The following is a 23,135-nucleotide window of genomic DNA, read 5'->3' on the forward strand; positions in this document are numbered from 1 at the left end:
AATAGTGTTAATCATGCTGCATTTCCTCGCGCTGGGCTTTTAAAATAGCTAACGCTTCGGCTGAGCTACACGCCTGTGCGGGGCTAACTAAAGTAACCATAACAGCCATAAGGCCTGAGGCTAAAATAGCCGGGATAACCGGGTTGCTCCAAAACGCCTGCCACGTTGGGATAAGAATAATAGCCAACGACACACACAACGACACCACGAGTGCCGTAATCGCTCCTTGCCAATTAAAGCGCGGCCAAAAGTGACCGAGTATGACGCATACACATAAACCCGACATCAAAGTAGCAATCATATTGGTGATATAACCAATGACGTCATCGGTCATCAACGCAAGTAATAAAGCAATGCCAATCGTCATAACTAAGCCGATCTGAGAAAGCCTAACCACTTCATTTGCATGGGGCATTCGCTTAAATACCAAGCTATAAATATCACGAATAAGCACGCTCACTGCTGCAATGGCATCAGAGCTGGCACTTGAAATAGTGGCAGACAGCCCTGCAACAATAACTAACGCAGCTAAGCCAAAAGGCAGTAGCTCAAACGCCATATAAGGAAATGAAAAAGCGCTGTTGTCTAGGTTTGGGTTCAGTACATAAGCGGCCATGCCAATAATGGCAGGCACAATAGCAAATATTAAATACAAACCACCGGATAAATAAAACGACTGTCGAATGCTTTTAACATGTTTGCCTGAGTAAATACGCTGGCGAAATGAAGGCGCAACTAACACCCCAACGAGCACCGCAAAAAACAGCGATAAACCATGTACAGCGCCTATTTTATCGAGCGATAAAAAGCTTTGGTTAAGAACAGGCTGAGCACTAGCCATGTCGCTTAAACCACCGACTTCATAAAGCGCGACACCGGCCATTAAGAAAAAGCCAACAAACAATACAATTGCTTGAATCGAATCGGTCCACACTACCGCCACATAACCACCAATAACGACATAAACACTAAAACCCAATGCAATAATAAGTTTGGCGCTAAAGGGGGACAGCCCCGTTAGCCACGCTAAATACATGCCGCCGCCTAATATATGTGCGCCTAGCCAACCAATACTGGCGATAAAAATAAACACCGCTATGGTATTTTTAACCAGCGGATGCGCCCCTACATAATAAGAGACTTCTTCACTCATCGTCATGAATTGGTGTTCACGTACGGGGGCAAATATTTTAGCCAGCAGTAGAATACCCGCAGCACCACCAAGGCCATATATCATACCAGCCCAGCCATTAAGGTAGGCAAAACCTACAGCGCCCATGGATGAACCGGTGCCAACCATAGTGGCAACCGTAGTTCCTAACGTAAGCAAAAACGGTAAGTTACGTCCGCCCAGTAAAAAGTCATCACCGCCTTTAGAGTTTCGGCTAACCCACCAGCCAAACCAAATCATAAATCCTAAGTAGCCTAAAAAGGCCATTAATAATTGCCACTTCATAAGACATCCTGTTACACCAATCCACGCAACGCTTTATACATCCTAGATTCAAATTGTAAGTGCATAACTTGTTTTGGCTAGATTAAGTGGTCAGTTGCTCATAAACTAACTGCTTTTTCTCCGGCAAGAGATTTTACAATGAGACATTACAAACAACTGACCTATGCGCAAAGATGCCAGATCGCCGTTCTAAAGAAAAGCGGTTTTACGCAACAAAGTATTGCTGAGCTAACTAATTTATCGCAATCTACGATTTCAAGAGAGCTTTCTAGAAATACAGGTAAGCGAGGTTACAGACACAAACAAGCTCATGAGCGGGCTTTGTTTCGCCGAAGAAGTGTAAGAAAACCGCTTAAGATGACACCTGAAATGATAGCTTTAATTACCCAGAAGCTTAATGAGAAGTGGAGTCCTGAACAAATAACGGGATGGTTACGCAAAGAAAGTGAACTGTCTGTCAGCCATGAATGCATTTATCTGTATATCTGGGAAGATAAAAAAGCAGGTGGTGAGTTATACCTACATCTGCGCCGACACGGTAAGAAATATCACAAGCGCAGTCATGGTAAAACAAACCGAGGGCAAATAAAAAATCGCGTTAGCATTGAAGAGCGCCCACAAATAGTTGATGAGAAAGGTCGTATCGGAGATTGGGAAATAGATACCGTCATAGGCAAAGGTCATCGAGGCGCCTTTGTTACCATTGTAGAGCGGGTCACCCAATTCACTGTATCAACTCAGGTGGCAGGCAAAACAGCACAAGCCGTCACTGCGGCGACGATAGAGCTATTAAGGCCATATAGGTCAGCGCTTCATAGCATCACGGCTGACAATGGAAAAGAGTTCGCTTATCACGAGCAAATCACAGAGGCTTTAAGTGTTCCTGTTTATTTTGCTCACCCTTATCACTCATGGGAGCGCGGATTGAATGAAAACACGAATGGATTACTACGTCAGTATTGGCCGAAGAGCACCGATTTTAAGGCGGTAACACCAGCGCAAGTTATACCAGTACTTGAGCAACTTAATAATCGTCCGAGGAAGACACTTGGATTTGAAACGCCTGCAAAATTGATGCAGGATCACTTGGCGGCTAAAGCCGCCTAAACGTTATGCACTTCAGATTTGAATCCGCGCATATTATTTAATTACGAGATTGGTGTTAGTTATTATTCTGTTGATGAATAGTGTTTTATTTTATTGTATTGCTTACTTGTATTGCTTATTTCTACTACGCAGTTTGTACTGCTTATTTCCATTATTTTACTGCTTAACGGTGTGGCTAACCACCTTAAAAATAAAGGAATTTAGCCAACCAAAACTAAAATTAAGGTGCCTTATAACAAGTCACATCAACTTCAACTTTACAATCGACCACCAAATCTGCCACAGCGCAAATGCGTGCTGGTGGATGAGCGCCAAAAAACTCTTTAAACACTTTATTGAACGATTGAAAATAACGCGCATCGGTCAAAATTACTTTCACATGTGCTACATGCTCAAGGCCATAACCCGCTTCATCCATAATATCGATACAGTTTTGAATGGCTAAACGAGACTGTTCAATAATACCACCTTCAACTACTTCACCGTCTTTCATTGGCGTTTGCCCTGACACCATTAACCAGCCACCCGCTTCGATTGCGCGAGCAAACGGTAAGTGTTGACCACCGGTGCCTTTACCACCTTCAGTTCCAATTCGTTTAATCATTTGTATTTACTCCAAGTGAGGTTAAAAATTTCCCCGAGTGTGCAGGTAATATCTGTTTATTTATTAATGTAGCTTGGCCGTTAGTCCACACTCGGTGAATACCTGAGGCGGGTAAGGCTGGATCTAAAAATGTAGCGTTATCAATAATTTCATCGGCATCAAATAGCACCAAATCAGCAAAATTACCGACTTTGATCACCCCGCGATCAACCAAGCGGTAATTGGCAGCACTTAAACCAGTCATTTTATGAATGGCCGTAGCAAGAGAGAAAGTACTGTGCTCGCGGCTATAATGACCCAGCACTCGCGGGAATGAGCCCCATAAACGTGGATGCGGATGCGGGTCGCACGGTAAACCGTCAGAGCCAATCATAGTTTTATCAAAGGCTAAAATCGTTTTTACGTCTTGCTCATTTAAACCATGATAAACAGCCCCGGCGGGTAACAACTTTTTAGCCGCCTCAAGTAATGGCAATTGCCATTGCTTGGCGATATCCTGCAATGTCCGTTCTGCCATTTCTGGGTGAGCGTCTGACCAGGTTATAAATATTTCAAAATCAGCCGTTACTTGGTTTAAATCTAAGGTGCTAGAACTTGCAGCATAAGGGTAAGCATCGCAGCTACATTTTGAGTCTTCACCTTGCTCGGCAAATTTGGCGAGTAACTCAGGCGCGCGACCCCAGTTATTTTTACCTGCGCACTTTAAATGCGAAATAATTACTTTAATGGCAAAGTTTTTTTCCATCGCAAAGGCTTCATCCATAGCTTCAAGTACAGCATCAAATTCGGTGCGTAAATGAGTAGTGTAAAGCGCATCGTGCTTTTTCAAAGTAGGGCCGAATGCCTGTATTTCTTGCTCGGGCGCACAATGTGCATTGCGATAGGCAAGCCCAGTACTAAGTCCCAAAGCTCCTTGGCTAATCGCTTCATTTAGTTGTTGTTGCATTAAGGCAATTTCATCATCGCTTGCGCCGCGTAATAAATCATTCATCACGTTGTTACGAAGCGTGGTGTGCCCAACTAAAGCTGCCACGTTTACATTCGCCTTTTGCTTATTAAAGGCATTAATATAATTGGCCATGTTAGTGAAGGTAAACTCGCTTTTTTCACCTAACAAGTTCATCGGATCAGGCGCTTTTGAGGTTAATTTGGCAGGTGCGGCACTAATTCCACAATTACCCGTGATCACCGTAGTGACACCCTGCGTAATTTTTGCTGCCATATCCGGGTTACGTAATACCTCGAGATCATCATGGGTATGTACATCAATAAACCCCGGCGCTAAACATAGCCCTGCGGCCATTACTTCATGCGTTGCTTGTAATGCAGATAATTCGCCTATGGCAACAATACGTTCACCGACAATCGCCACATCTATTAGCTGTGGCTCATTGCCTAACCCATCAAACATTTTAGCTTGATAGATAATGGTATCTACCTGCTGCGAAATATCATGCTGCATAGTTAATCTCCTAATGGCGCGCGATCAGGTCCTTGACGATATTCGTCTAACTCATGTTTAATGCGGCGTAGTTTTTCACGGGATTTTTTCTGCGTTAAAATTGCCACTTCACTGGCAAGTACATCAACAGCCGCAAGCATTGCGTAACGTGCGGTGCTTGGTGTAAAAATGTAATCTGACTCGTTGGTTTTAATAGGTAAATGTATCGTTGCGGCATCTGCAAGTACGCTGTCTGGGCAAATAGCAACAATTTTAGCACCATAATCTTTAGCTATATTAGCCGCATCGATTAAATCGCCTGGTAAGCCAGTAAGCGATAACACCACCACTACATCACTTATATCGACACTAGCAGCGGTCATTCGCATCATAACTGGGTCACTATAAGCATTACTTAACACATCTAAACGAAACAAGCGGTTATGACACTCTTGTGCCACTACGGAGCTGCCGCCACCAACCCCAAAAATAAGCGTATGTCGGCTGCCTGCAATATAGCGGGCTGCAGCTTCAACTTGTGACTGCTCTATAAGCCCTGCGTTCATATCTAAAATATCGTGGATGGCTTTATAAATGGCTGGAATATCCTCACGCACCGAGCTGTTATCGCTAATAAAGCGCTCGCCAACCGCCAGCGACTGCGCCAGTTGCAGCTTCATATCTCGTACGTTTTCACAATCCAGCGCTTTAGCTAAACGGGTAATTGAGGCATGACTAACTTTAGCGCGCTGTGCTAAATCGCCAATACTTGCTGAGGCCGCGTATTGTAAATCAGCTAAAATTAGCTGTGCAATTAACTGCTCAGACTGGCGTAAATGCCCGATGCGTTCTTTAATTCGCGAAACTATATCCATTTAATTACTCTTTTTAGAAATACGTTTTAAAAATACGTCTCAAAAATATCAATAACGTTATAATTATCATCAATTACGTTTATACAGCGCCATTTATCAAATGTCAGGCAAGGGTGTGACGTACCAAATGCAATAATATCGCCCACTTTTAAGGGACTATTTTGCTCACAGCTAAGCATAGCGTGTTGATCCATTATTTTTTCAACTTTCCAATTAGCGCCTGCGCTAGTAACTTTACCGTGTTGATCTATATGTAAGTTAGGAATTGGCAGCCCGGCATCAAAGGCAACATCACGCTTACCCATACCAATAATTGCGCGTCCGGGTTCAGGTACCGACTGCACATAAGCCCAAATTTCTAAACACGACTGTAAATCGCTGCCAATATTACAGGCCAGCGGATTACGCGCTAATACCTGTTGCTGGGCATTTTCATAAATACCCTGATCATGCGCTACATAACAACCTGGGCGAATTATCGGTATCATATTATCGAGCATATTATTTGGTGCAAACGCATCACATACTAGATCGTACCACGCAGAGCCGCCTGCGGTTATGATCACTTTTTCAGTATCAAATGCATTCGTTTCGATCAGTTTTTTGCACTGTTCAACTGCATAATTTAAAAACCGAGTTACATCGTTTTTATTGCTAAGCACACCTTCATACACTTCAATACCGGCAAGCTTTAATGATGAAAATTGACTTGTTTTTGTTACTAGCTGCTGTAGTTTTTTACTATCAACAACACCACAACGGCCGCCGGGCACGCCTAATTCAATTAATAGCTTTACTGTTAGGTTGTGCTCGGTAAAAAATGAGCCTATGGCTGCCACATTATCAATATCATCAACTAAACAGTAAAAGTCGATTTCATACTGCGCTAATAAATCAGCAAGGTATTGCAAGTTAGCAAGGCCAACCAATTGATTAGCCATAATTATACGTTTGGCACCCGCCTCTGCTGCAACAACAGCTTGATGCACCGTTGCTACGGTAATTGCAAAGGCTCCTGCGCTCAGTTGTTTTTTAAAAATTCCCGGCGCCATGGTTGTTTTACCATGGGGCGAAAACTCAACGTGACTTTGCTGTGCAAATTTTGCCATCCAAGCAATATTGTTATCTAACCGAGTTTGATAAATACACGCGCAAGGTAAGCTAACTTGTTGTTTAGTTACATTCCAACCACTAAGTGTTAGCGCTTCCTTGCTGCCTAAACCTTTATTCACGCTATTTATTTGCGCGGCGTTATTAATCACTAATTGCTGCATAACTAAAACTCTTATTTTAAATCATTACCTTAGATAGCAACATTACATTAAAACTCAAAAAATTATCAAATGTTAATGTAATTGTTATTGCATTTTGTTTGAAAGTGATGTTAATTAATAACAGGAAAATAGTCAACACGCGTTACAAATTAACAGGCAATAATAATCACCTTTAAAAAATACAGGATGAGGAACAACAAAATGACTACCAAAAACCGTCACCTAGCTATGCTAAACAAGAGTTTAACAGCCAAAGCAGTCGCTGCAATTATTTGTAGCTATTCAAGCTTTAGTACTTTTGCTGCAGATCAAGCACAAAGCGAAAATGATGAAATTGAAACCATTGAAGTACGCGGCATTGCAGCCAGTAACAAACAAGACATTAACAATAAGCGCTTTAGCACTGGTGTTATGGACTCAATCACCGCAGAAGACATCGGTAAATTACCTGACGTAACCATTGCCGATACGCTGCAACGTATTCCCGGTGTGCAAATTCGCCGCTCCGCCGGTGAAGGCTCAACCATTAATATTCGTGGTATGCCACAAGTGACTACTTTACTTAATGGCGAACAATTTTTAAGTGCCGGCTCTATTACGCAGCTACAGCCCGATTTTACTGATATCCCAGCAGCGCTACTGTCAGGAATCGATGTGCTTAAATCGCCTCAAGCCGATACATTAGCAGGGGGAATTTCGGGCACTTTAGATTTAAAAACCCGCCGCCCTTTTGATCTGGACGAAGGCACCACATTTTCACTTACGGGTGAGGGCACACGCGGTAGTTTATCAGAACAAATCGACCCTAAAGCGATCGTATTTGCTGGATACAACAATGATAAATTCGGCATTATTTTTACCGCAGCGTACGATGAAAGTACTCTTGCGAACTATCGTAATGGCACAATTTTAACTTCATCAGAAGTGCAAAACGAAACTGACCGCGACTTTAACGGTGATGGCGACTTAAACGACAGCTTTTACAGCCAACGTTTTTATGGCGTGATGGACCGCGAAACCGAACGTGATCGCTTAGGCTTAAACACCACTGTGCAATACCAGATAGCTGATTCGCTCATATTTACTGGCGATTTATTTTATACAAAGATGGATGATGCCGACCGCAAACAAGGTGTGATGGTAGATAATGCTCAAGGTGCTATTTGGGCTTATTCAGATAACTTTATTCCGCGTCTTGATAACGACCAAGGTGGACAAATTTACACCGTTAATGATGCCGATTTAGAAGTACGCCGTGTCAGTGCCTATTCTGAAAGCCTAACTAACGAACGAGAATCAACCAACGCTAGCTTTTTCTTCGAATACCAAGGCGACGGTCCTTTATCAGGCGAATTTAGGTATATTCATGGCTCAGCCGAGCGTAGCCACACAGAAAATGTAGCCCATGGCTTTTTAACCTCAGGTGAGCAACATGGTTTACTAAAAAATCATGGTGATGGTATTACGCCAGTAAACCCAAATGGCTATGGTCCTGAAGCGGTTGATGTTAATTTTTCTCGTGGTGGCGAGTATCTAACTCTTGGTTTTCCTGAGGATTTTGGTAACGATATAAACCAGTACAACCTTGTTTCTACTTACTCTGAAAATAACTTTGAAGAAGAAGCCAGGCTTGATGTCGCGCGTATTGATGGTCATTACGCATTCGATACCAACCATTTGCATAATCTTGATTTTGGTTTGCGTGCTTCAAAACGTGATGTAGAACGTGAGACTTATATTTTAGTCGCACCATTTACAACCGGTGATATTACCGCCGATGTCATGTGGAAAGACTCTGGTGCGTCACTTGGTGATACTAACGGTGATGGTGAAAATAGCGTTGCAGGCGGCGACTTAACCATAGGTAAAACTAGCTTTTTTAGTGACATGCCAGATGGTTGGGTACACCAAGTAAATGGTTTAGGCCCAGGTGGTGCAGGACAAAGCTTTTATTTAATCGACCCAAAAGTAATGGACGATCCAATGGCATTTCAAAACGCTATTTATCCGGGCAATAAACGCTTAGCAAACCCATCGCGTACTTATCAAGTAAAAGAACAGACCCAAACAGCCTATTTTAAAGCAAACTTTGCTGGCGAATTGGGGAGTTTAAGTTACACCGCTAATGTCGGTGCGCAATACATTAAAACCGAACTCGATTTACTACAAAATCAACTTGGCTCAGCGCGTCCTTGCTCGTTATGTACTGCCAGTGAAAAAACCGGTGAAAAATGGCTTGCCCGTGATTATTCAGACTTTTTACCATCAATGAACTTTAACTTAAACCTGACCGATGACGTTATTTTACGTGCAGGTTACGGTAAAACCATGACCACGTTAGACATTGGTAAACTCGCAGGGGGTGTGAGCGTTGGCCGTACTCGTGCCGGTGATGTACTCGGCGCAGAGCTTGGAGTAAGCCCAGACTTATTAGTGGCTGTGCAAGGCACTCAAAACGGTAACCCTGATTTAGAACCATGGCGCGCCACTAATTACAACTTATCTGCCGAGTGGTACTTTAATGAAAGTGGCTTACTGAGTATTTCAGCCTTTTTAATGGATATTGAATCGTTTGTTGAAAACGGTATTGTAATGCAAGGACTGCCTGATATTGACGGCGTTATTCGCCGTGAAGTACCCGTCACCACGGAGGTAAACGGTGAAGGCGGCGATATTAAAGGCTTTGAAGTGGTTTATCAGCAAGCGTTTAACTTTTTACCCGCCCCATTTGATGGTTTAGGTACGTCATTAAACTTTACTTACGCACCGAGTGACAGCGCCAACGTAGATGTATACGGGAAAAGCTTACCCATTCAAGATAACTCTGAAAAATCAGCCAATGCCGTGCTGTGGTACGAAAAAGGACCTCTACAATTACGCCTTGCTGCCAATTATCGAAGCGACCGCTTAGACAGTTTAAGCTCACCAATGGGTGAAGGTGTAGTGCCATTTTGGACCGATAGTACACTCTACTTTGATATGTACGCAGGATACGACATTGCTGAAAATACCAGTATTTATACCTCTGTAAGCAACTTAACTGAAGAAAAGGAAGATATCTACGCGCAGTGGTCAGAGCATGTGATCACCCAAAATATATTTGAGCGCCGTATTACCTTAGGTATTCGTACACGCTTTTAACGGTTAATACTCATTAGGTATAACACCTAATTTGGCACACTTCTGCCCAGAAGATAAAAGGTTGATTAACCTTGCCAAATACCTAACCGGCGTAGCTATAATCCCTATATAGCTGCGTTGGTTTATTTCGTTATTGTATGCATATTTTATCAGTGCGACTTTTTATTATACTCATCTAAGTGCTACTATCCGTAGGTTATCTATACTAAAACAACCACCTTTACAGGGCTTAACAATGGTATTGCGTTCACTTAAATCTCTGCTTTTTATCTCATCGCTGGTTGTAACAGCCTCTATTTTACAAGCTTGTTCTAAGCCTTCACAAAATACCACTGCAGATGTAACCGGCGGTAAAATTCAAGGTACTGATTCAGGTAAAGTAATTTCCTTCAAAGGTATTCCTTTTGCTGCTGCGCCTGTAGCTGATAATCGCTGGCGAGCGCCGCAGCCTGTTGTTGATTGGGAAGGTGTAAAAAATACGACTGAATTTGCGCCAGACTGCATGCAAAAACCATTTGCTGGCGATGCTGCGCCACTCACTACGCTCCCTACTGAAGATTGTTTATATTTAAATGTGTTTAAACCCACCAAGCAAGGTCAACAACCTTACCCTGTAGTGGTGTGGATACATGGCGGTGGCTTTGTAAATGGAGGTTCATCACCTGACGTATATAGCGGTGAAAGTTTCGCAAAACAAGACGTGGTATTTGTTAGTTTTAATTATCGCCTAGGTCGTTTTGGCTTTTTTGCACACCCAGCACTTTCTAAGTTTGCAGACGATGCGCTTGGTAACTACGCGTTTATGGATCAAATTGCTGCGCTTGATTGGGTGAAAGATAACATCAGCCAGTTCGGTGGCGATCCACAGCAAGTTACACTTATGGGGGAATCTGCCGGTGGTGAGTCTGTACATGCAATGATGCAAACCCCTGCCGCACAAGGACTATTCAACAAAGCCATTATAATGTCTGGTGGTGGCCGTAAACTATTTAATCAACTGCCCTTGAAAAGTGATGATAAAAACACGCTATCAGCAGAGCAAGTTGGTCTTAACTTTGCGGCTCAGTACGATATTAAAGGCGACGATAAACCAGCATTAAAAGCACTACGAATGCTGAGCGCCGATAAGCTTGTTGATGGCCTTAATTTAGCCAGTATGACCCCAAACCGAAAAGCACCTACCTATGTTGGTGGACCTATTTTAGATGGTACTTTAGTTAGTTCATCGATCGAAAATGCATTAAATGAAGGTAATTTTAGTCATGTTCCTGTGATGGTTGGTACCACAAACCACGATATTAGTTTTGCGAATTACAGCACTAAAGAAGCACTATTTAACAGTTTTGGCACCCATGCAGCTCAAGCTAAGCAAGCCTATGATAGCAACGATAAAAAAGATCTAGATGTACTTAATTATGAAACAGGCCAAGATAGCTTAATGCAAGAACCTGCACGCTTTGTTGCTCAACAAGTAAGTAAATTCTCACAGCCCGCATTTCTTTACCGATTTGGGTATGTAGCACAAACAGTTGATGCACAAGGCGCCGCGCACGCTTCTGAAATCCCTTACTTTTTCAATACAGCCACCACTAAATATGGCCATATTACCACCGATCAAGACAAGCAAATGGCCAAAATAATGCACCGTTACGTTACTAACTTTATTAAACACGGCTCACCCAATGGCCCAGGGTTACCTTCTTGGCGTGCATTTAAAGGCGATGAGAGCTATATTCTACAACTCAATAAAGAAGGCACCGCAACGTTTACACCCGATCCGCGAGAAGCTCGCCTTAATGTTACAAAGCTCAAAACCTCTATAAAATAAATATGGGTAATAAAGTCAAATATGCTAAACATATTTGGTTTTATGCCTGTTGCACATACTCAAGTGCTGTCATTTTTTTATAATTGACGTTTGCATGCATTATATGGGTCGGGTCTGGATCAACTATTTCTATCGGGATATCGTAACTACGAGCCACTTCCAATGCCATTTGCGTGATATTTACGCTAAACGAGGTGCCGATAAATACGATTTTGTCGGAATCAATCATTCTTTGCTGGGCTTCACTAATGCGATAAAGCTCGGTGTAGTATTCATCAAATAACAATACATAAGGTTTTAGCGAGTGATTGAGCACGGCCTGCTGGTTTTCGATTTTAAATAGCTCAAGCAATGAATCGTGTAAACGGCTTTCATCTATGTTACCCCATGGTGTCGTTTGAGGTGTTACGTCATCGCCTTGATGATGAAAAGAGGTCATTTGGTCAAGGCGCCCGTGAATTGGAATATAGTTTTTATTGCCTGCTTTACCATCAAGCCCATCGATATTTTGAGTAATTAAGTTTTTATCGCTTAACCAATAGTGTACCTCGTTAGGCCCGTGATTACGGTATGTAGCAAATCGGTGGTAATACCAAGCTAAAAATTCTCGTGGGTTATTTTTATACATCGCCCTTGTCGCCATTTCCATTGGCGTAAAGTTTTTACTGCCAATAGTCCAAAAGCCATCTTCTCCACGAAAGGTTGGAATACCACTGGCTGCACTCACTCCGGCACCCGTTATATAAAGTGTATTCATTATTAATCCTACATTTTATAGCCAAGCTTTCTATCACTCACTTGCTGTTAACGCTCTGTCGCCCATACTTTATTATGCGCACTGGAATATCCTTTTCACGCCTAATCCCATAAAACTTAAAAATCGGCTTGCTGGCTAACCGCAACTTTCAACAGCGTTATTAGACATAGGCTCTGCTAAGGTAGGTAATTGCAAGGGTAAAAGAAAATACTAAGCTCATTAATATCATTTAATGATTAAGCATAACACCTTATGAATTCTGTTAAACAGTCAGTAAAAACACAATTACTTGGCCGCGCTTAAGTTTAAAAGCTTTAATTAAACCCCGCTTAATAACGTCTGCCTGAATAGCTGGTGCTTATTAAGCGTGAATCAGTGTCATCGCCTAAACGAGTAACGGCTTCTGACTCAGTTAAATTGATAGTATTTTTCTTCAAGCGTACTGCGCACAAAGCTTGAGTTTGACGAACCCGCATCACGCCCGCCACCAATACCATTTAACAGATTATCTAAGATGTTTGGATCAAGCTGCATTGAAATTCTATCATCTGAAATTAACCAACCCGCTGTTTGCGAGCATTTTCTATAACACTTCCGTCTTCACCTGCGTTTGAACTTTTATATGCGGCTTCCCAACTTTCTTTAGGACCGCCTTTGGCCTTGGTTTTATCAACCACAAAACGCGCTGTAAAATTATCACCTTCGTAAGTAAGGTTAAAGTCAAAGGTATCTGAAGTTGACTCTTCATCAACATAACTGCCGCGCAGCCAAGGTAATTGCATATCTTTATTAGCGCCACTGGCAAGCGCATTGTAATCCATACCTGTGACAATATTACCGGTGTTATCAAGAGTAACATCAGTTAAAAAATCAGGATTAAGTGACCACTCTGGCATATCAACAATCGAGGTGTTGCGCTGCTGATTTAAACTAAAGCCAAAGTAATTTAAGCCTATTTCAATACGGTTTGTTGGTCGCCATTGGGTGCTAAACTGCACACCTTCACGCTCGCGTACTTCATTCACTACAGAGGTTCTCACCACTTGCAGAAACCATACATCACTATAGTTTTGTCCGTTGGCATCAGTGATCGGATCCCAATTATTATTATTTTCAACTGGATTACCGCCAGTATTAACGGCCTGTTCACCGGTATAGCGCCATACATTACTCTCAGTATCCCCCGTCAAAGTACGATTAGTTCGTTCTTGGCGTGTGTAGCCAAACAGCATGCCAAAAGTATCACTGTCGTTTTTCCACGAATAAACACCGGTAAACTGTGGCTCATACTCTTTGGTTACATCCCCATAAGTACTTTCTACTTGAATTCAAGTATTAAGTGCAATCATTATGCAGCCACCAGAACTTCTGATTGCCCCGTAAATAATTCATGAGGGGTTTTATACCCTCTTGTTTTTCTTGGCCGATGGTTGAGCTTATCAACTGCCGCCTGTATCTCTGCTTCACTTAGCGCCATAAAGTCAGTTCCCTTGGGGAAGAAGCGTCTAAGTAAGCCGTTGGTATTCTCATTTATGCCCCGCTCCCATGATGAATAGGGATGAGCGAAATACACATCAGCTTCTAATTTTTGTGCAACATGCTCATGGTGAGCAAACTCTTTTCCATTATCTAACGTCACGGTAATAACCTTACCTTTATATGGTGTCATACACGTGATCAGCGCATCGGCTGTTATTTTCGCATGCTTGCTTTCAATTCTGTGAACGACTGTATATAACGTTTTACGTTCAACCATTGTGACAAGCGCATTTTTACGCCCTTTACCTATCACTGTATCGCCCTCCCAATCACCAATCCTAGACTTTGAATCCACAATACTTGGGCGTTCATCAATGCTGACTCGATTAACTATCTGTCCACGTTTATCATAGCTTCCATAGCGTTTTTTATACTTTTTACATGCACGAGTGAGTGTCTTATGTAGCTTGCCACCACGAGCCTTGTCTCTGTAAATATATTGATAAATTGTTTCATGATGTAAAACGACCTGTTTCTCTAAAGCTAAGCGGCCTGCCACTTGCTCAGGGGAAAGTCCGTCATGCAACAATTTATTAATCCAGTGAGTGACGTCCTCTGTTAACTTACTTGCTTTGAAAGATGACTTACGTCTTTGTTCAGCAAAGTTATTGGCTTGGTTAGGCCGATAGCCTTTAAGTCCTTTATTGCGTTTTAGCTCTCTAGAAATAGATGACGGTGAACGAGTTAGTTCTTCAGCTATCTGCTTTTGGTTATTTCCTGCTTTTATTAACGCGTAAATCTGGTATCTTTCTTCTTGTGTCAGCTGTTTATATTTCATTAAAGCAATTTCCTTTGGCGAGAAAATGGCCGAATTATAACAGCTGGCCATCTAATCTGAGAAATTGCACTTATTATCCGAATTTAGGCTACATTAAATACACCCGAATTAGCATCCATATCAAGGGGCTTACGGCTATGCATTAGAATAGTGCCACCTACCCCCCCTCATCTAAACGAGCCTCCGGAGACTTAAATACTTCAACACTTGAGATCATCGCTGAAGGTAGTAAAGAGTAATCGAACGAGCGTGAGGGCTCACCCGGAGATGAAGCAATAAAGTTACCGTTTAATTGCGTATACGTTAGATCTGACGATAAACCTCGAATGCTCACTGTCGAGCCCTCACCACCATCACGATTAATAACGATTCCCGGTACACGAGCAAGTGAATCAGCTACATTTTTATCTGGGAATTTACCAATATCCTCTGCGGTAATTGCATCAACAATAGAGCTTGATAAGCGCTTAACTGCTAAGTTTTCAGCCATACTGGAGCGAATGCCACGCACTTCTATTACTTCTATATCTGCATCATCTTTATTCACAGGAGCTTGTTGTTCTGCATAAGCATCACTTACAACAGATAAACAAAGCGTTGATTTTATAAAGGTCCGAGGATTTCTGACATTAATGACTCCGGCGGTAAACCCATTTGCATTTTTACAGCACCTTTCGAATCATGATAAAAAGTAGCTGGTGTTGCCCTTGCACCAACCGACATCATTATTTGATGGTTTTTCATTAATTGCGTGTTTATATGCTCAGGCATATTTTTAAGTGGCTGTAGCGTTCGTGCTAAACTATTATTTTCAAACTTTCTTAATACATCTTCAGGATTGCTTGCATTCATAATAGCTCCAGCTTTCCCTAAACTATCGGCTTTTAAAATCCCCACTAAAATATGACGTATTTGTACATCACCAGCGTCAACCCAAGGTCGAGCATTTTTCCAAAACTTTCTGCAATAAGGGCAATTTGGATCAGTAAACGTATAAACAATTCGTTTTGCCGAGGGCGACCCATCGAGGATCCAATGACTATCTTCTAATACTTTCCAATCTTTTTCTGCTTTAGGGCCTGTAGCATAGTCGTTTACCGCTTGCTCGCCTATATTATTACCCTTGGCATCCAGCATGGAACCGGTAAACAAATACTGGTCATCATCGGTCAAATATACTGTAATGACTTGCCCTTTAAAGTCAGCAACGTAGCCGGTCATATTGGCCGGCGCCGCAAACTCACTGACTATTTCAGCCCCCTGCGCTGTTAATAGCTTGAGCGGCGTGGGGAGTGTTTTTTGCTCAGCTATTAAAGGCGAAGTAAATGATAAAAACACGAGTAAAAAAAACAACTTCATAGATATTCCTTATTGCGCAGATTGTTGGTTTATACCTTGAATGTAATAACGTAAGCTCGCTTGCGAAAGCTCCCCCATATGACTGGTCACTAGTTTGCCATCACGACTATAAAACAGCGTTGTTGGCAGCCCTGCAGCACCCGACTCACGACTAACATTACTGCTTTGATCAAAAAACACATTTTGTAAATCGAGCTGTTCAGCATCAATAAACTTTTGCACTGTAAATAAGTCTTCACCTTGGTTAACAAAGGCAAACGTCACATCGGGGTTATTTTTTTGTGCGGCCTGTAATACTGGCATTTCTTTACGACATGGAGGGCACCACGACGCCCAAAAGTTAATGACTACAGGCTTACCTTTAAATGTCTGTAAGTTAACTTGTTGGCCTTGAATATTATGTACTGGTGATTGCGGCAGTTCGACTCCCGCTTTATAAATAAGCGCGGCAAAGCTAGGCACCATAATGACAAATAACGACACAACTGAGGCTATACAGTAGGTTTTTATGACAGCTTTTTTACCCCTGGTATATAACGCCAAGACTAGCGCACCAGCCATCCAACCATAAGCAGGCATAAAGCCGCCATCGCTTATATTAATAAGTTGCCACCAATTTTCTTGATAGGCATCCCACATAGTCAACACAAACATTAAGCGCGCAGTGATAAACCCCACTACAAATGCTTTAAATGTATTATCTAATATTATTTTTTGTTGCGCCTGCTTACGAGTTTGTAAATAAATACCCCCCCAAAACACTCCTAAACCTAATAAAGTAATAAGCTGTGAAATCGCAATAACAAGTGGTCCGAGAGAAATACTTAACATAGCTATAAGTCTTCTTTAAATATGATTAACCGCTATAGTATATAAAGACTTAATTAAGCCAATATTAAGATAAAAAATTAATAATAAATAAACACATAGTACTTACTTAGCGCTTGTTCTTAATTTGATCTGAACCATCATTAGTGGACACTTCGTTAAGCGACATTTAGTTGTTCAAATTTCTCGGGGCTTAAATAGCCTAACGCACTATGCCTTCTCTTTTTGTTGTAATCAATTTCTATATATTCAAATACATGCTGCCTCATGGTTTCTCGGTTCATAATAGGCTCATATTGGATGGCTTCGACCTTGAGTGAATGGAAGAAGCTTTCCACACACGCATTATCCCAGCAGTTGCCTTTACGACTCATACTTTGCATTAAATGATGTTCGCTTAATAAATCACGATAAGCATGGGAAGCATATTGGCTGCCTCTATCACTATGTACAATGACATCTTTAGGTCTACCTCGGCGCCAGATAGCCATTTGCAGGGCGTCACACACCAAAGATGATGTCATGCGTGTACTCATTGACCAACCAATCACTGAGCGCGAGTACAGGTCGATAATCACAGCGAGGTAAAGCCATCCTTCGCTGGTCATTAGATACGTGATATCACCTGCCCATTTTTGGTTGGGCTTATCGGCGGTAAAGTTCTGCTCAAGTAAATTAGGGGCCACAGGTAAATTGTGTTTACTGTCGGTGGTCGACTTGAATTTACGAGCTGCTTTAGCTACTAAACCCTGACGTCCCATGCTTCTGTTGATGGTTTTTACATCATGTTTATTCCCTTGCTCCGCCAGCTCGACTTGGATACGTCTCGCACCGTCTCGCTCTTTACTGTCAACAAATACGGCTTTGACCTGAGTATCTAACATTTGCTGTTGTTGTTTGCGCTTACACACGTGCTCACATGATTTTATCCATGCATAAAACCCACTTGGCGATACACAAAGTACCTTAGCCATTCTGATAACGCTGAATGTGCTTCGGTAGCTTTGCATAAATTCAAATCGTGTTATTTTTGATTTTTCGCGAAGTAGGTGGCGGCTTTTTTTAATATGTCTAGCTCCTCTGCTTGCACCGCTAGTTGGCGTTTCAAACGAGCATTCTCGGTAGCTAACGTACTTTCTCTATCTGATGTAGATGCCTTTTTCAGAGCAGCAGTTCGCCAATAGTAAAGCTGGGACTCTGCGACACTTAATTCTCTGGCAGCTTGAGCAAAACCTACTTTACTCGCCAGCTTTAGTGCTTCTTCTTTGAATTCTTCTGAATAGGATTTACGTTTGGTCTTAGTTGTCATGTTTCACCTCTATGAGTTAGTTTACTCACTTAATGAGGTGTCCAAAACTATTGGTTCAGATCACAGGGCTGTGTCTTGCACTCTATGTTAACTGGTTTAGCCAAAAAACATGGCTTGAACAAACTTATCAATACGATACTTATGTAACTGATAATGGTCACAATGCGTATATTTATAAAGATAAAGAAGTACTTATATCTAATGTCGTGCCATATCAGTCCTCCCCGATAAACCAAGCCTCACTATCAGCAGATGATCGCGAACCGACCATGAAGTCGCAATGGGTAGTAAAAGACAATGGACAGCTAGTATTACTCAAACCTGCTTTTCATTATGGCTTTTGGTCTTTATTACCGGCCTTACTTACTATTTGTTTATGTTTGCTAACAAAAGAACCCCTAACCGCTTTGTTGAGTGGCATTGTGACCGGTGCAATTATGCTTGGCCATTACGATATAGCTAACCGCGTTATCATTCCTAGCTTATCCAGTGAAGGCTCTGCAACCATACTACTACTTTATTTATGGCTCTTAGGGGGATTGTTAGGTATTTGGTCTAAAACTGGGGCTGCTCAAGCTTTTGCAAATTATATGAGCCGACATTTTATTAAAGGGCCCCGCTCAGCAAAATTAATCTCGTGGTTTTTAGGTATTATATTTTTCCAAGGTGGCACGATGAGCACCACCTTGGTAGGAACAACTGTTCGCCCTATGGCTGATGACGCAAAAGTTAGCCACGAGGAAATGAGCTATATTGTTGATTCTACAGCCTCACCTATCGCTTCAATTTTGGCTTTTAATGCATGGCCGGCTTATGTACAAGCACTCATTTTTGTTCCTGGGGTATCATTTTTAGCCACAGAATCAGATCGCATTAAGTTTTTCTTTAGCAGTATACCGTTTAGTTTTTATAGCATTCTCGCCGTTACCGGTACGTTATTACTGAGTATGAATTTTACGCTTTTTTCAGGAAAAAGAATTCGTCAAGCGCATCAACGAACAGCCCAAACAGGTCAATTAGATGCACCCGGTGCAAAACCATTAAGTGCTAAAGAGCTTCAAGATACACAAATACCCAAAGGGTATAAGCCAAATGCTCTTGAGTTTATTTTGCCCTTAATATCTTTAATTACAATTGCCGTTATGACCTTTTTGTATACAGGATCTCCTGAAGTTAATTGGGCATTTGCAGTAGCATTATTAATGTCTGCATTTATTGCTTTAGCAAAGGGTATGTCTCTTGATGATGTTATCGAAGGATTTGGAACAGGCTTAAAAGGCGTCGTTCTGGCTTCTGTTATTTTACTACTGGCGGTCATCATTGGCAGTATTAGTAAGCAAGTAGGTGGCGGGCTATATTTAGTTTCTTTACTTAACGAACAGCTTCCTTTTTGGCTATTACCGGTTATTTTACAATTAATTACAGTTATTATCGCCTTTTCAACAGGGACTAGTTGGGGTACTTACGCAATTGCGTTTCCATTAGCAATGCCCTTAGCGTGGGCTATGTGTCAATCTCAAGATGTGATGAACCCACACCTATTTATGACCGTGTGCTTTGTGGCCGTATTAAATGGCAGTGTATATGGGGATCAATGTTCTCCAATTTCAGATACCACGATACTAAGTGCAATGACAACCGGCTGCGATCTAATGGATCATGTTAAGTCACAGTTAGTCCCAGCTTCTTTTGCCGCATTTATAGCCGCCATACTTTGGACCTGTGTTGTTTATTTTTTTGCTTAATAATTTACTTAATAAATAATAAGGAATACAGCGTTGCGCCTAAGACATATTGAGATTTTTCATGCAATTTATACAACCGGCTCTATGACTAACGCCGCGAATATATTACACGTATCACAGCCCTAGGTTAGCAAAGTATTATCTCATGCTGAGTTGCAGCTTGGTTTTAAATTATTTGAACGAATAAAAGGGCGATTAATACCCACCGACGAAGCAGATATGCTCTTTGATGAGGTAGATAAAATTTACCAACAAATGCGCTCAATAAAAAAGACAGCTAAAATATAAAAAAAGCAGAATTTGGTAATATTAATCTCAGTGTAACACCTGCGCTTGGCTTTGATGCTCTGCCATGTGCTATCGCGAAGTACCATAAAATTTACCCAAATGTAAACTTTATCGTACAGACGGTGCATAATAATGAGGTGTCGCAGGCTTTATCAGAGCATAAATGCGACATCGCAATTTTATTTTCTCCAAAAGCAATGCCCGGAATAACGGCAATAACACTTGCTCAATCAGAGCTCGTTATTGTTTACCCTAAAGCATCATTTCCCTCTTTACCTAAACAGTTAACCTTAGAGGATTTAACCGGCTCTGAGCTCATTGATATAAGTGATAGTGGGCCCTTAAGCCATATTTTATTACAAAGAATGATGCAAGAAGATATTCAGTTAAATTCAACTATAAAAGTGCAAACCTACTTTATCGCAGCCAAACTTGTTGCCCAAGGTTTGGGCGTTTGTATTATTGATAAATTTACTGCTTTAGGTAATTTGTCAGATAACATGGCAATTGCCTCATTTAATCCCCCGCTGAACTTTAACGTTAATGCATTACACCTAGAAAATCGAGCCCTGTCTAAAGCCTCAAACACGTTTTTATTTAACTTAAAAAATTACATTTAAAATATGAAAATTGCAAATAACAGATAGATTTATTGCAACCTCGAATTTATCGTATTACATGAGCTAAACTGAGCTTTGAAAATGAAAGATAAATACACTACCCGCACCAATTATAGTAAAGCGCAATGCCTACCCACTATCGCCACATTGAGCGCTAAACGATGATCCGCGATATAAATTATCTTAGGTGATATAAAGTGTGACCATATCTAATTTAACTATATCTAATTTAACTATAATAATGTCATGTAGGCTGATTTAATAAAAATGTCATCGGGTGGCTTTTTAATAATACTAGGATTTTTTAGCTAAAGCGCGTATAATTCGCGCCCGTTAATATTCAACCTTTTACTTAAAAATTATTGGAGCATAAAGATGGCTTTAGAGCGTACTTTTTCAATCGTAAAACCTGATGCAGTTGCTAAAAACCACATCGGCGCTATCTACAACCGTTTCGAAACTGCAGGTCTTAAAATCGTTGCAGCTAAAATGGTTCACCTTTCACAAGAGAAAGCTGAAGGTTTTTACGCTGAGCACAGCGAACGTCCTTTCTTTGGTGCTTTAGTATCTTTCATGACATCAGGTCCAGTAATGGTTACTGTTCTTGAAGGCGAAAATGCTGTTCTTAAAAACCGCGAAATCATGGGTGCTACTAACCCAGCGGACGCACTAGCGGGTACTTTACGTGCTGACTACGCTGATAGCATCGACGAAAACGCGGTTCACGGCTCTGACGCTGTTGAATCTGCAGCTCGCGAAATCGCGTATTTCTTCGCTGACGAAGAGCTTTGCCCACGTACTCGTTAATTCGAACACGTTAGCAAAATAAAAAGGGCTTTCGGGCCCTTTTTTAGTCATTACCTAAATTATCTATAGCGTGTTTGATGCGTTAGTTAATGACTAGATTGACTGAATTGTGTACAATTCATTCCGTAATTTATCACCACCGCCACCGATTGAGGTTGTTTCATGGCCGAGCAGAAAAAGATTAACTTATTAGACTTAAACCGCGATGCAATGCGCGAGCTATTTGTATCATTCGGTGAAAAGCCATTTCGTGGCGATCAGGTGATGAAATGGATTTATCATTTTGGCGTTGATAATTTTGACGAAATGAGCAACGTAAACAAAAAGCTTAAAGAAAAGCTTAAAGCTGAATGTGAAATTGTCGCTCCAGAAATATCAGTGCGTCAACAGGCCAGTGACGGCACTATCAAATATGCATTAGTACTTGATGGCGGCCAAGAAGTTGAAGCCGTATGGATCCCTGAAAAAGACCGAGCCACACTGTGCGTTTCATCACAAGTTGGCTGTGCATTAGAATGTACTTTTTGTTCTACCGCACAACAAGGCTTTAACCGTAATTTAACCGTATCTGAAATCATCGGCCAAGTTTGGCGCGTTGCCAGAGACATTGGCCTTGATGGCAACAGTGAGAAGCGACCAGTAACTAACGTAGTGATGATGGGCATGGGCGAGCCACTACTAAACCTTAAAAACCTAGTACCTGCAATGGAACTAATGATGGACGACTGGGGCTTTGGTTTATCTAAGCGCCGCGTCACTTTAAGTACCTCAGGCGTTGTTCCTGCGCTTGATTTATTAAAAGAAAAGCTCGATGTAGCACTAGCAATTTCATTGCACGCCCCAGATAACGCACTGCGTGATATTTTGGTACCAATTAATAAGAAGTACCCAATCGAAGAATTTTTAGCCGCATGTCGTCGTTATATTGATGGCTCAAAAGCCAATAAAGATGTGACAATCGAATATGTTATGCTCAATGGCGTTAACGACAGTACCGATCAAGCCCACGAATTGGTTAAAACACTTAAAGGTACACCATCTAAAGTGAACCTTATTCCGTTTAATCCATTCCCTGGGAATGAATACACACGCTCAAGTAATAGCCGCATTGATCGCTTTTCAAAAGTATTACAAGCAGCTGGTATTACCTGTATTGTACGTCGTACTCGTGGTGATGATATTGATGCAGCCTGCGGTCAGTTAGCTGGGGACGTGGTTGATCGTACTAAACGCTTGGCTAAAAAACAGCAACGCGCTGATAATGCTATCGCTGTAAAAACCCATCACGCATAAATTTAAACCCAAAATCTTTAGCGTTAAACTATTATTTTTAAAATAATAGATGAAACATAGAAGCTTTTCGGTAAGATAGGCGTAAT

Annotated in this window: 18 protein-coding genes and 2 pseudogenes; 8 read left to right on the top strand and 12 right to left on the bottom strand. The window is 41.6% G+C overall.

Going from position 1 to position 23,135, the window contains the following annotated elements:
• Positions 1-7: 7 nt before the first annotated feature.
• Entirely contained in the window at positions 8-1,456 is a 1,449-nt protein-coding gene (locus ACT3S9_RS16310; RefSeq protein ID WP_441835192.1) for a sodium:solute symporter family protein, read from the bottom strand.
• 138 nt (positions 1,457-1,594) lie between these two features.
• On the opposite strand from ACT3S9_RS16310, the gene ACT3S9_RS16315 reads away from it, so the two are divergent.
• Entirely contained in the window at positions 1,595-2,563 is a 969-nt protein-coding gene (locus tag ACT3S9_RS16315) for an IS30 family transposase (protein WP_444750711.1), read from the top strand.
• Positions 2,564-2,783: 220 nt separating this feature from the next.
• Here the strand turns inward: ACT3S9_RS16315 and ACT3S9_RS16320 are convergent, their stop codons facing one another.
• From ACT3S9_RS16320 to ACT3S9_RS16335, 4 genes are read right to left on the bottom strand one after another with little or no spacing between them, the layout of a single operon-like run.
• The gene (locus ACT3S9_RS16320; RefSeq protein WP_441835191.1) at positions 2,784-3,167 is read right to left on the bottom strand and encodes a RidA family protein; all 384 of its coding nucleotides are present in this window, start codon (positions 3,165-3,167) and stop codon (positions 2,784-2,786) included.
• Positions 3,160-4,629: an N-acyl-D-amino-acid deacylase family protein gene (locus ACT3S9_RS16325; protein WP_441835190.1), complete on the bottom strand. Its 1,470-nt coding sequence runs from the start codon at positions 4,627-4,629 to the stop codon at positions 3,160-3,162. Before ACT3S9_RS16325 ends, ACT3S9_RS16320 begins: the two co-directional genes overlap by 8 nt.
• Positions 4,630-4,631: 2 nt before the next feature.
• Positions 4,632-5,483 (bottom strand): MurR/RpiR family transcriptional regulator, encoded by an 852-nt coding sequence (locus tag ACT3S9_RS16330; protein WP_441835189.1) that lies wholly within the window; start codon positions 5,481-5,483, stop codon positions 4,632-4,634.
• Positions 5,484-5,509: 26 nt separating this feature from the next.
• On the bottom strand, positions 5,510-6,757 hold the full coding sequence (locus tag ACT3S9_RS16335; RefSeq protein WP_441835188.1) for an amino acid deaminase: 1,248 nt from the start codon (positions 6,755-6,757) through the stop codon (positions 5,510-5,512).
• A 201-nt stretch (positions 6,758-6,958) separates the two neighbouring features.
• Between ACT3S9_RS16335 and ACT3S9_RS16340 the strand changes: the two genes are divergently transcribed.
• Both ACT3S9_RS16340 and ACT3S9_RS16345 read left to right on the top strand, forming a co-directional pair.
• The gene (locus ACT3S9_RS16340) at positions 6,959-9,898 is read left to right on the top strand and encodes a TonB-dependent receptor (RefSeq protein ID WP_441835187.1); all 2,940 of its coding nucleotides are present in this window, start codon (positions 6,959-6,961) and stop codon (positions 9,896-9,898) included.
• Positions 9,899-10,133: 235 nt separating this feature from the next.
• Positions 10,134-11,726 carry a carboxylesterase/lipase family protein gene (locus ACT3S9_RS16345; RefSeq protein ID WP_441835186.1) on the top strand — a complete coding sequence of 531 codons (1,593 nt, stop codon included), beginning with the start codon at positions 10,134-10,136 and terminating at the stop codon, positions 11,724-11,726.
• 40 nt (positions 11,727-11,766) lie between these two features.
• Here the strand turns inward: ACT3S9_RS16345 and ACT3S9_RS16350 are convergent, their stop codons facing one another.
• The 7 genes and pseudogenes from ACT3S9_RS16350 to ACT3S9_RS16380 form a co-directional block, all read right to left on the bottom strand.
• Complete coding sequence (locus tag ACT3S9_RS16350; RefSeq protein ID WP_441835185.1) at positions 11,767-12,483, bottom strand: SIR2 family NAD-dependent protein deacylase; 717 nt, start codon at positions 12,481-12,483, stop codon at positions 11,767-11,769.
• A 417-nt stretch (positions 12,484-12,900) separates the two neighbouring features.
• Positions 12,901-13,811: pseudogene (locus ACT3S9_RS16355) on the bottom strand (TonB-dependent receptor); the annotation flags it as partial.
• A 20-nt stretch (positions 13,812-13,831) separates the two neighbouring features.
• Positions 13,832-14,800 carry an IS30 family transposase gene (locus ACT3S9_RS16360; RefSeq protein ID WP_086959932.1) on the bottom strand — a complete coding sequence of 323 codons (969 nt, stop codon included), beginning with the start codon at positions 14,798-14,800 and terminating at the stop codon, positions 13,832-13,834.
• An 89-nt stretch (positions 14,801-14,889) separates the two neighbouring features.
• A pseudogene (locus ACT3S9_RS16365) lies at positions 14,890-15,434 on the bottom strand (TonB-dependent receptor plug domain-containing protein); the annotation flags it as partial.
• Positions 15,404-16,159, bottom strand: a complete 756-nt coding sequence (gene dsbG / locus ACT3S9_RS16370; RefSeq protein ID WP_441994910.1) for a thiol:disulfide interchange protein DsbG — start codon at positions 16,157-16,159, stop codon at positions 15,404-15,406. The gene dsbG and the pseudogene ACT3S9_RS16365, both read right to left, overlap by 31 nt.
• A 9-nt stretch (positions 16,160-16,168) precedes the next feature.
• A complete protein-coding gene (locus ACT3S9_RS16375) occupies positions 16,169-16,990 on the bottom strand; it encodes a prolipoprotein diacylglyceryl transferase family protein (RefSeq protein WP_441994911.1) in 822 nt (273 codons plus the stop codon).
• 155 nt (positions 16,991-17,145) lie between these two features.
• Positions 17,146-18,296 (bottom strand): IS3 family transposase gene (locus ACT3S9_RS16380; RefSeq protein ID WP_086957897.1). Its coding sequence is split into 2 segments (ribosomal slippage): positions 17,146-18,041 and positions 18,041-18,296, totalling 1,152 coding nucleotides; the frame shifts between segments, so codons are not numbered across the junction.
• Between the two features lie 50 nt (positions 18,297-18,346).
• Between ACT3S9_RS16380 and ACT3S9_RS16385 the strand changes: the two genes are divergently transcribed.
• The 5 genes from ACT3S9_RS16385 (at position 18,347) to ACT3S9_RS16405 (ending at position 23,049) form a co-directional block, all read left to right on the top strand.
• A complete protein-coding gene (locus ACT3S9_RS16385) occupies positions 18,347-20,041 on the top strand; it encodes a Na+/H+ antiporter NhaC family protein (protein ID WP_441835769.1) in 1,695 nt (564 codons plus the stop codon).
• Between the two features lie 33 nt (positions 20,042-20,074).
• Positions 20,075-20,167 carry a LysR family transcriptional regulator gene (locus tag ACT3S9_RS16390; protein ID WP_441835768.1) on the top strand — a complete coding sequence of 31 codons (93 nt, stop codon included), beginning with the start codon at positions 20,075-20,077 and terminating at the stop codon, positions 20,165-20,167.
• 233 nt (positions 20,168-20,400) lie between these two features.
• Complete coding sequence (locus ACT3S9_RS16395; RefSeq protein ID WP_444751153.1) at positions 20,401-20,949, top strand: LysR substrate-binding domain-containing protein; 549 nt, start codon at positions 20,401-20,403, stop codon at positions 20,947-20,949.
• Positions 20,950-21,324: 375 nt separating this feature from the next.
• Positions 21,325-21,756 carry a nucleoside-diphosphate kinase gene (gene ndk / locus ACT3S9_RS16400; protein ID WP_441835767.1) on the top strand — a complete coding sequence of 144 codons (432 nt, stop codon included), beginning with the start codon at positions 21,325-21,327 and terminating at the stop codon, positions 21,754-21,756.
• 162 nt (positions 21,757-21,918) lie between these two features.
• On the top strand, positions 21,919-23,049 hold the full coding sequence (locus ACT3S9_RS16405; protein WP_441835766.1) for a bifunctional tRNA (adenosine(37)-C2)-methyltransferase TrmG/ribosomal RNA large subunit methyltransferase RlmN: 1,131 nt from the start codon (positions 21,919-21,921) through the stop codon (positions 23,047-23,049).
• Positions 23,050-23,135: the final 86 nt, after the last annotated feature.

This window comes from Pseudoalteromonas sp. AOP31-A2-14 (genome assembly GCF_052378035.1).
Classification (GTDB): Bacteria; Pseudomonadota; Gammaproteobacteria; order Enterobacterales; family Alteromonadaceae; genus Pseudoalteromonas.

Excerpts from the sequence above, each read along its gene's own strand:
- ACT3S9_RS16310 (WP_441835192.1), bottom strand. The coding sequence starts at position 1,456 with ATGAAGTGGCAATTATTAATGGCCTTTTTAGGCTACTTAGGATTTATG.
- ACT3S9_RS16315 (WP_444750711.1), top strand. The coding sequence starts at position 1,595 with ATGAGACATTACAAACAACTGACCTATGCGCAAAGATGCCAGATCGCC.
- ACT3S9_RS16320 (WP_441835191.1), bottom strand. The coding sequence starts at position 3,167 with ATGATTAAACGAATTGGAACTGAAGGTGGTAAAGGCACCGGTGGTCAA.
- ACT3S9_RS16325 (WP_441835190.1), bottom strand. The coding sequence starts at position 4,629 with ATGCAGCATGATATTTCGCAGCAGGTAGATACCATTATCTATCAAGCT.
- ACT3S9_RS16330 (WP_441835189.1), bottom strand. The coding sequence starts at position 5,483 with ATGGATATAGTTTCGCGAATTAAAGAACGCATCGGGCATTTACGCCAG.
- ACT3S9_RS16335 (WP_441835188.1), bottom strand. The coding sequence starts at position 6,757 with ATGCAGCAATTAGTGATTAATAACGCCGCGCAAATAAATAGCGTGAAT.
- ACT3S9_RS16340 (WP_441835187.1), top strand. The coding sequence starts at position 6,959 with ATGACTACCAAAAACCGTCACCTAGCTATGCTAAACAAGAGTTTAACA.
- ACT3S9_RS16345 (WP_441835186.1), top strand. The coding sequence starts at position 10,134 with ATGGTATTGCGTTCACTTAAATCTCTGCTTTTTATCTCATCGCTGGTT.
- ACT3S9_RS16350 (WP_441835185.1), bottom strand. The coding sequence starts at position 12,483 with ATGAATACACTTTATATAACGGGTGCCGGAGTGAGTGCAGCCAGTGGT.
- ACT3S9_RS16360 (WP_086959932.1), bottom strand. The coding sequence starts at position 14,800 with ATGAAATATAAACAGCTGACACAAGAAGAAAGATACCAGATTTACGCG.
- dsbG (WP_441994910.1), bottom strand. The coding sequence starts at position 16,159 with ATGAAGTTGTTTTTTTTACTCGTGTTTTTATCATTTACTTCGCCTTTA.
- ACT3S9_RS16375 (WP_441994911.1), bottom strand. The coding sequence starts at position 16,990 with ATGTTAAGTATTTCTCTCGGACCACTTGTTATTGCGATTTCACAGCTT.
- ndk (WP_441835767.1), top strand. The coding sequence starts at position 21,325 with ATGGCTTTAGAGCGTACTTTTTCAATCGTAAAACCTGATGCAGTTGCT.
- ACT3S9_RS16405 (WP_441835766.1), top strand. The coding sequence starts at position 21,919 with ATGGCCGAGCAGAAAAAGATTAACTTATTAGACTTAAACCGCGATGCA.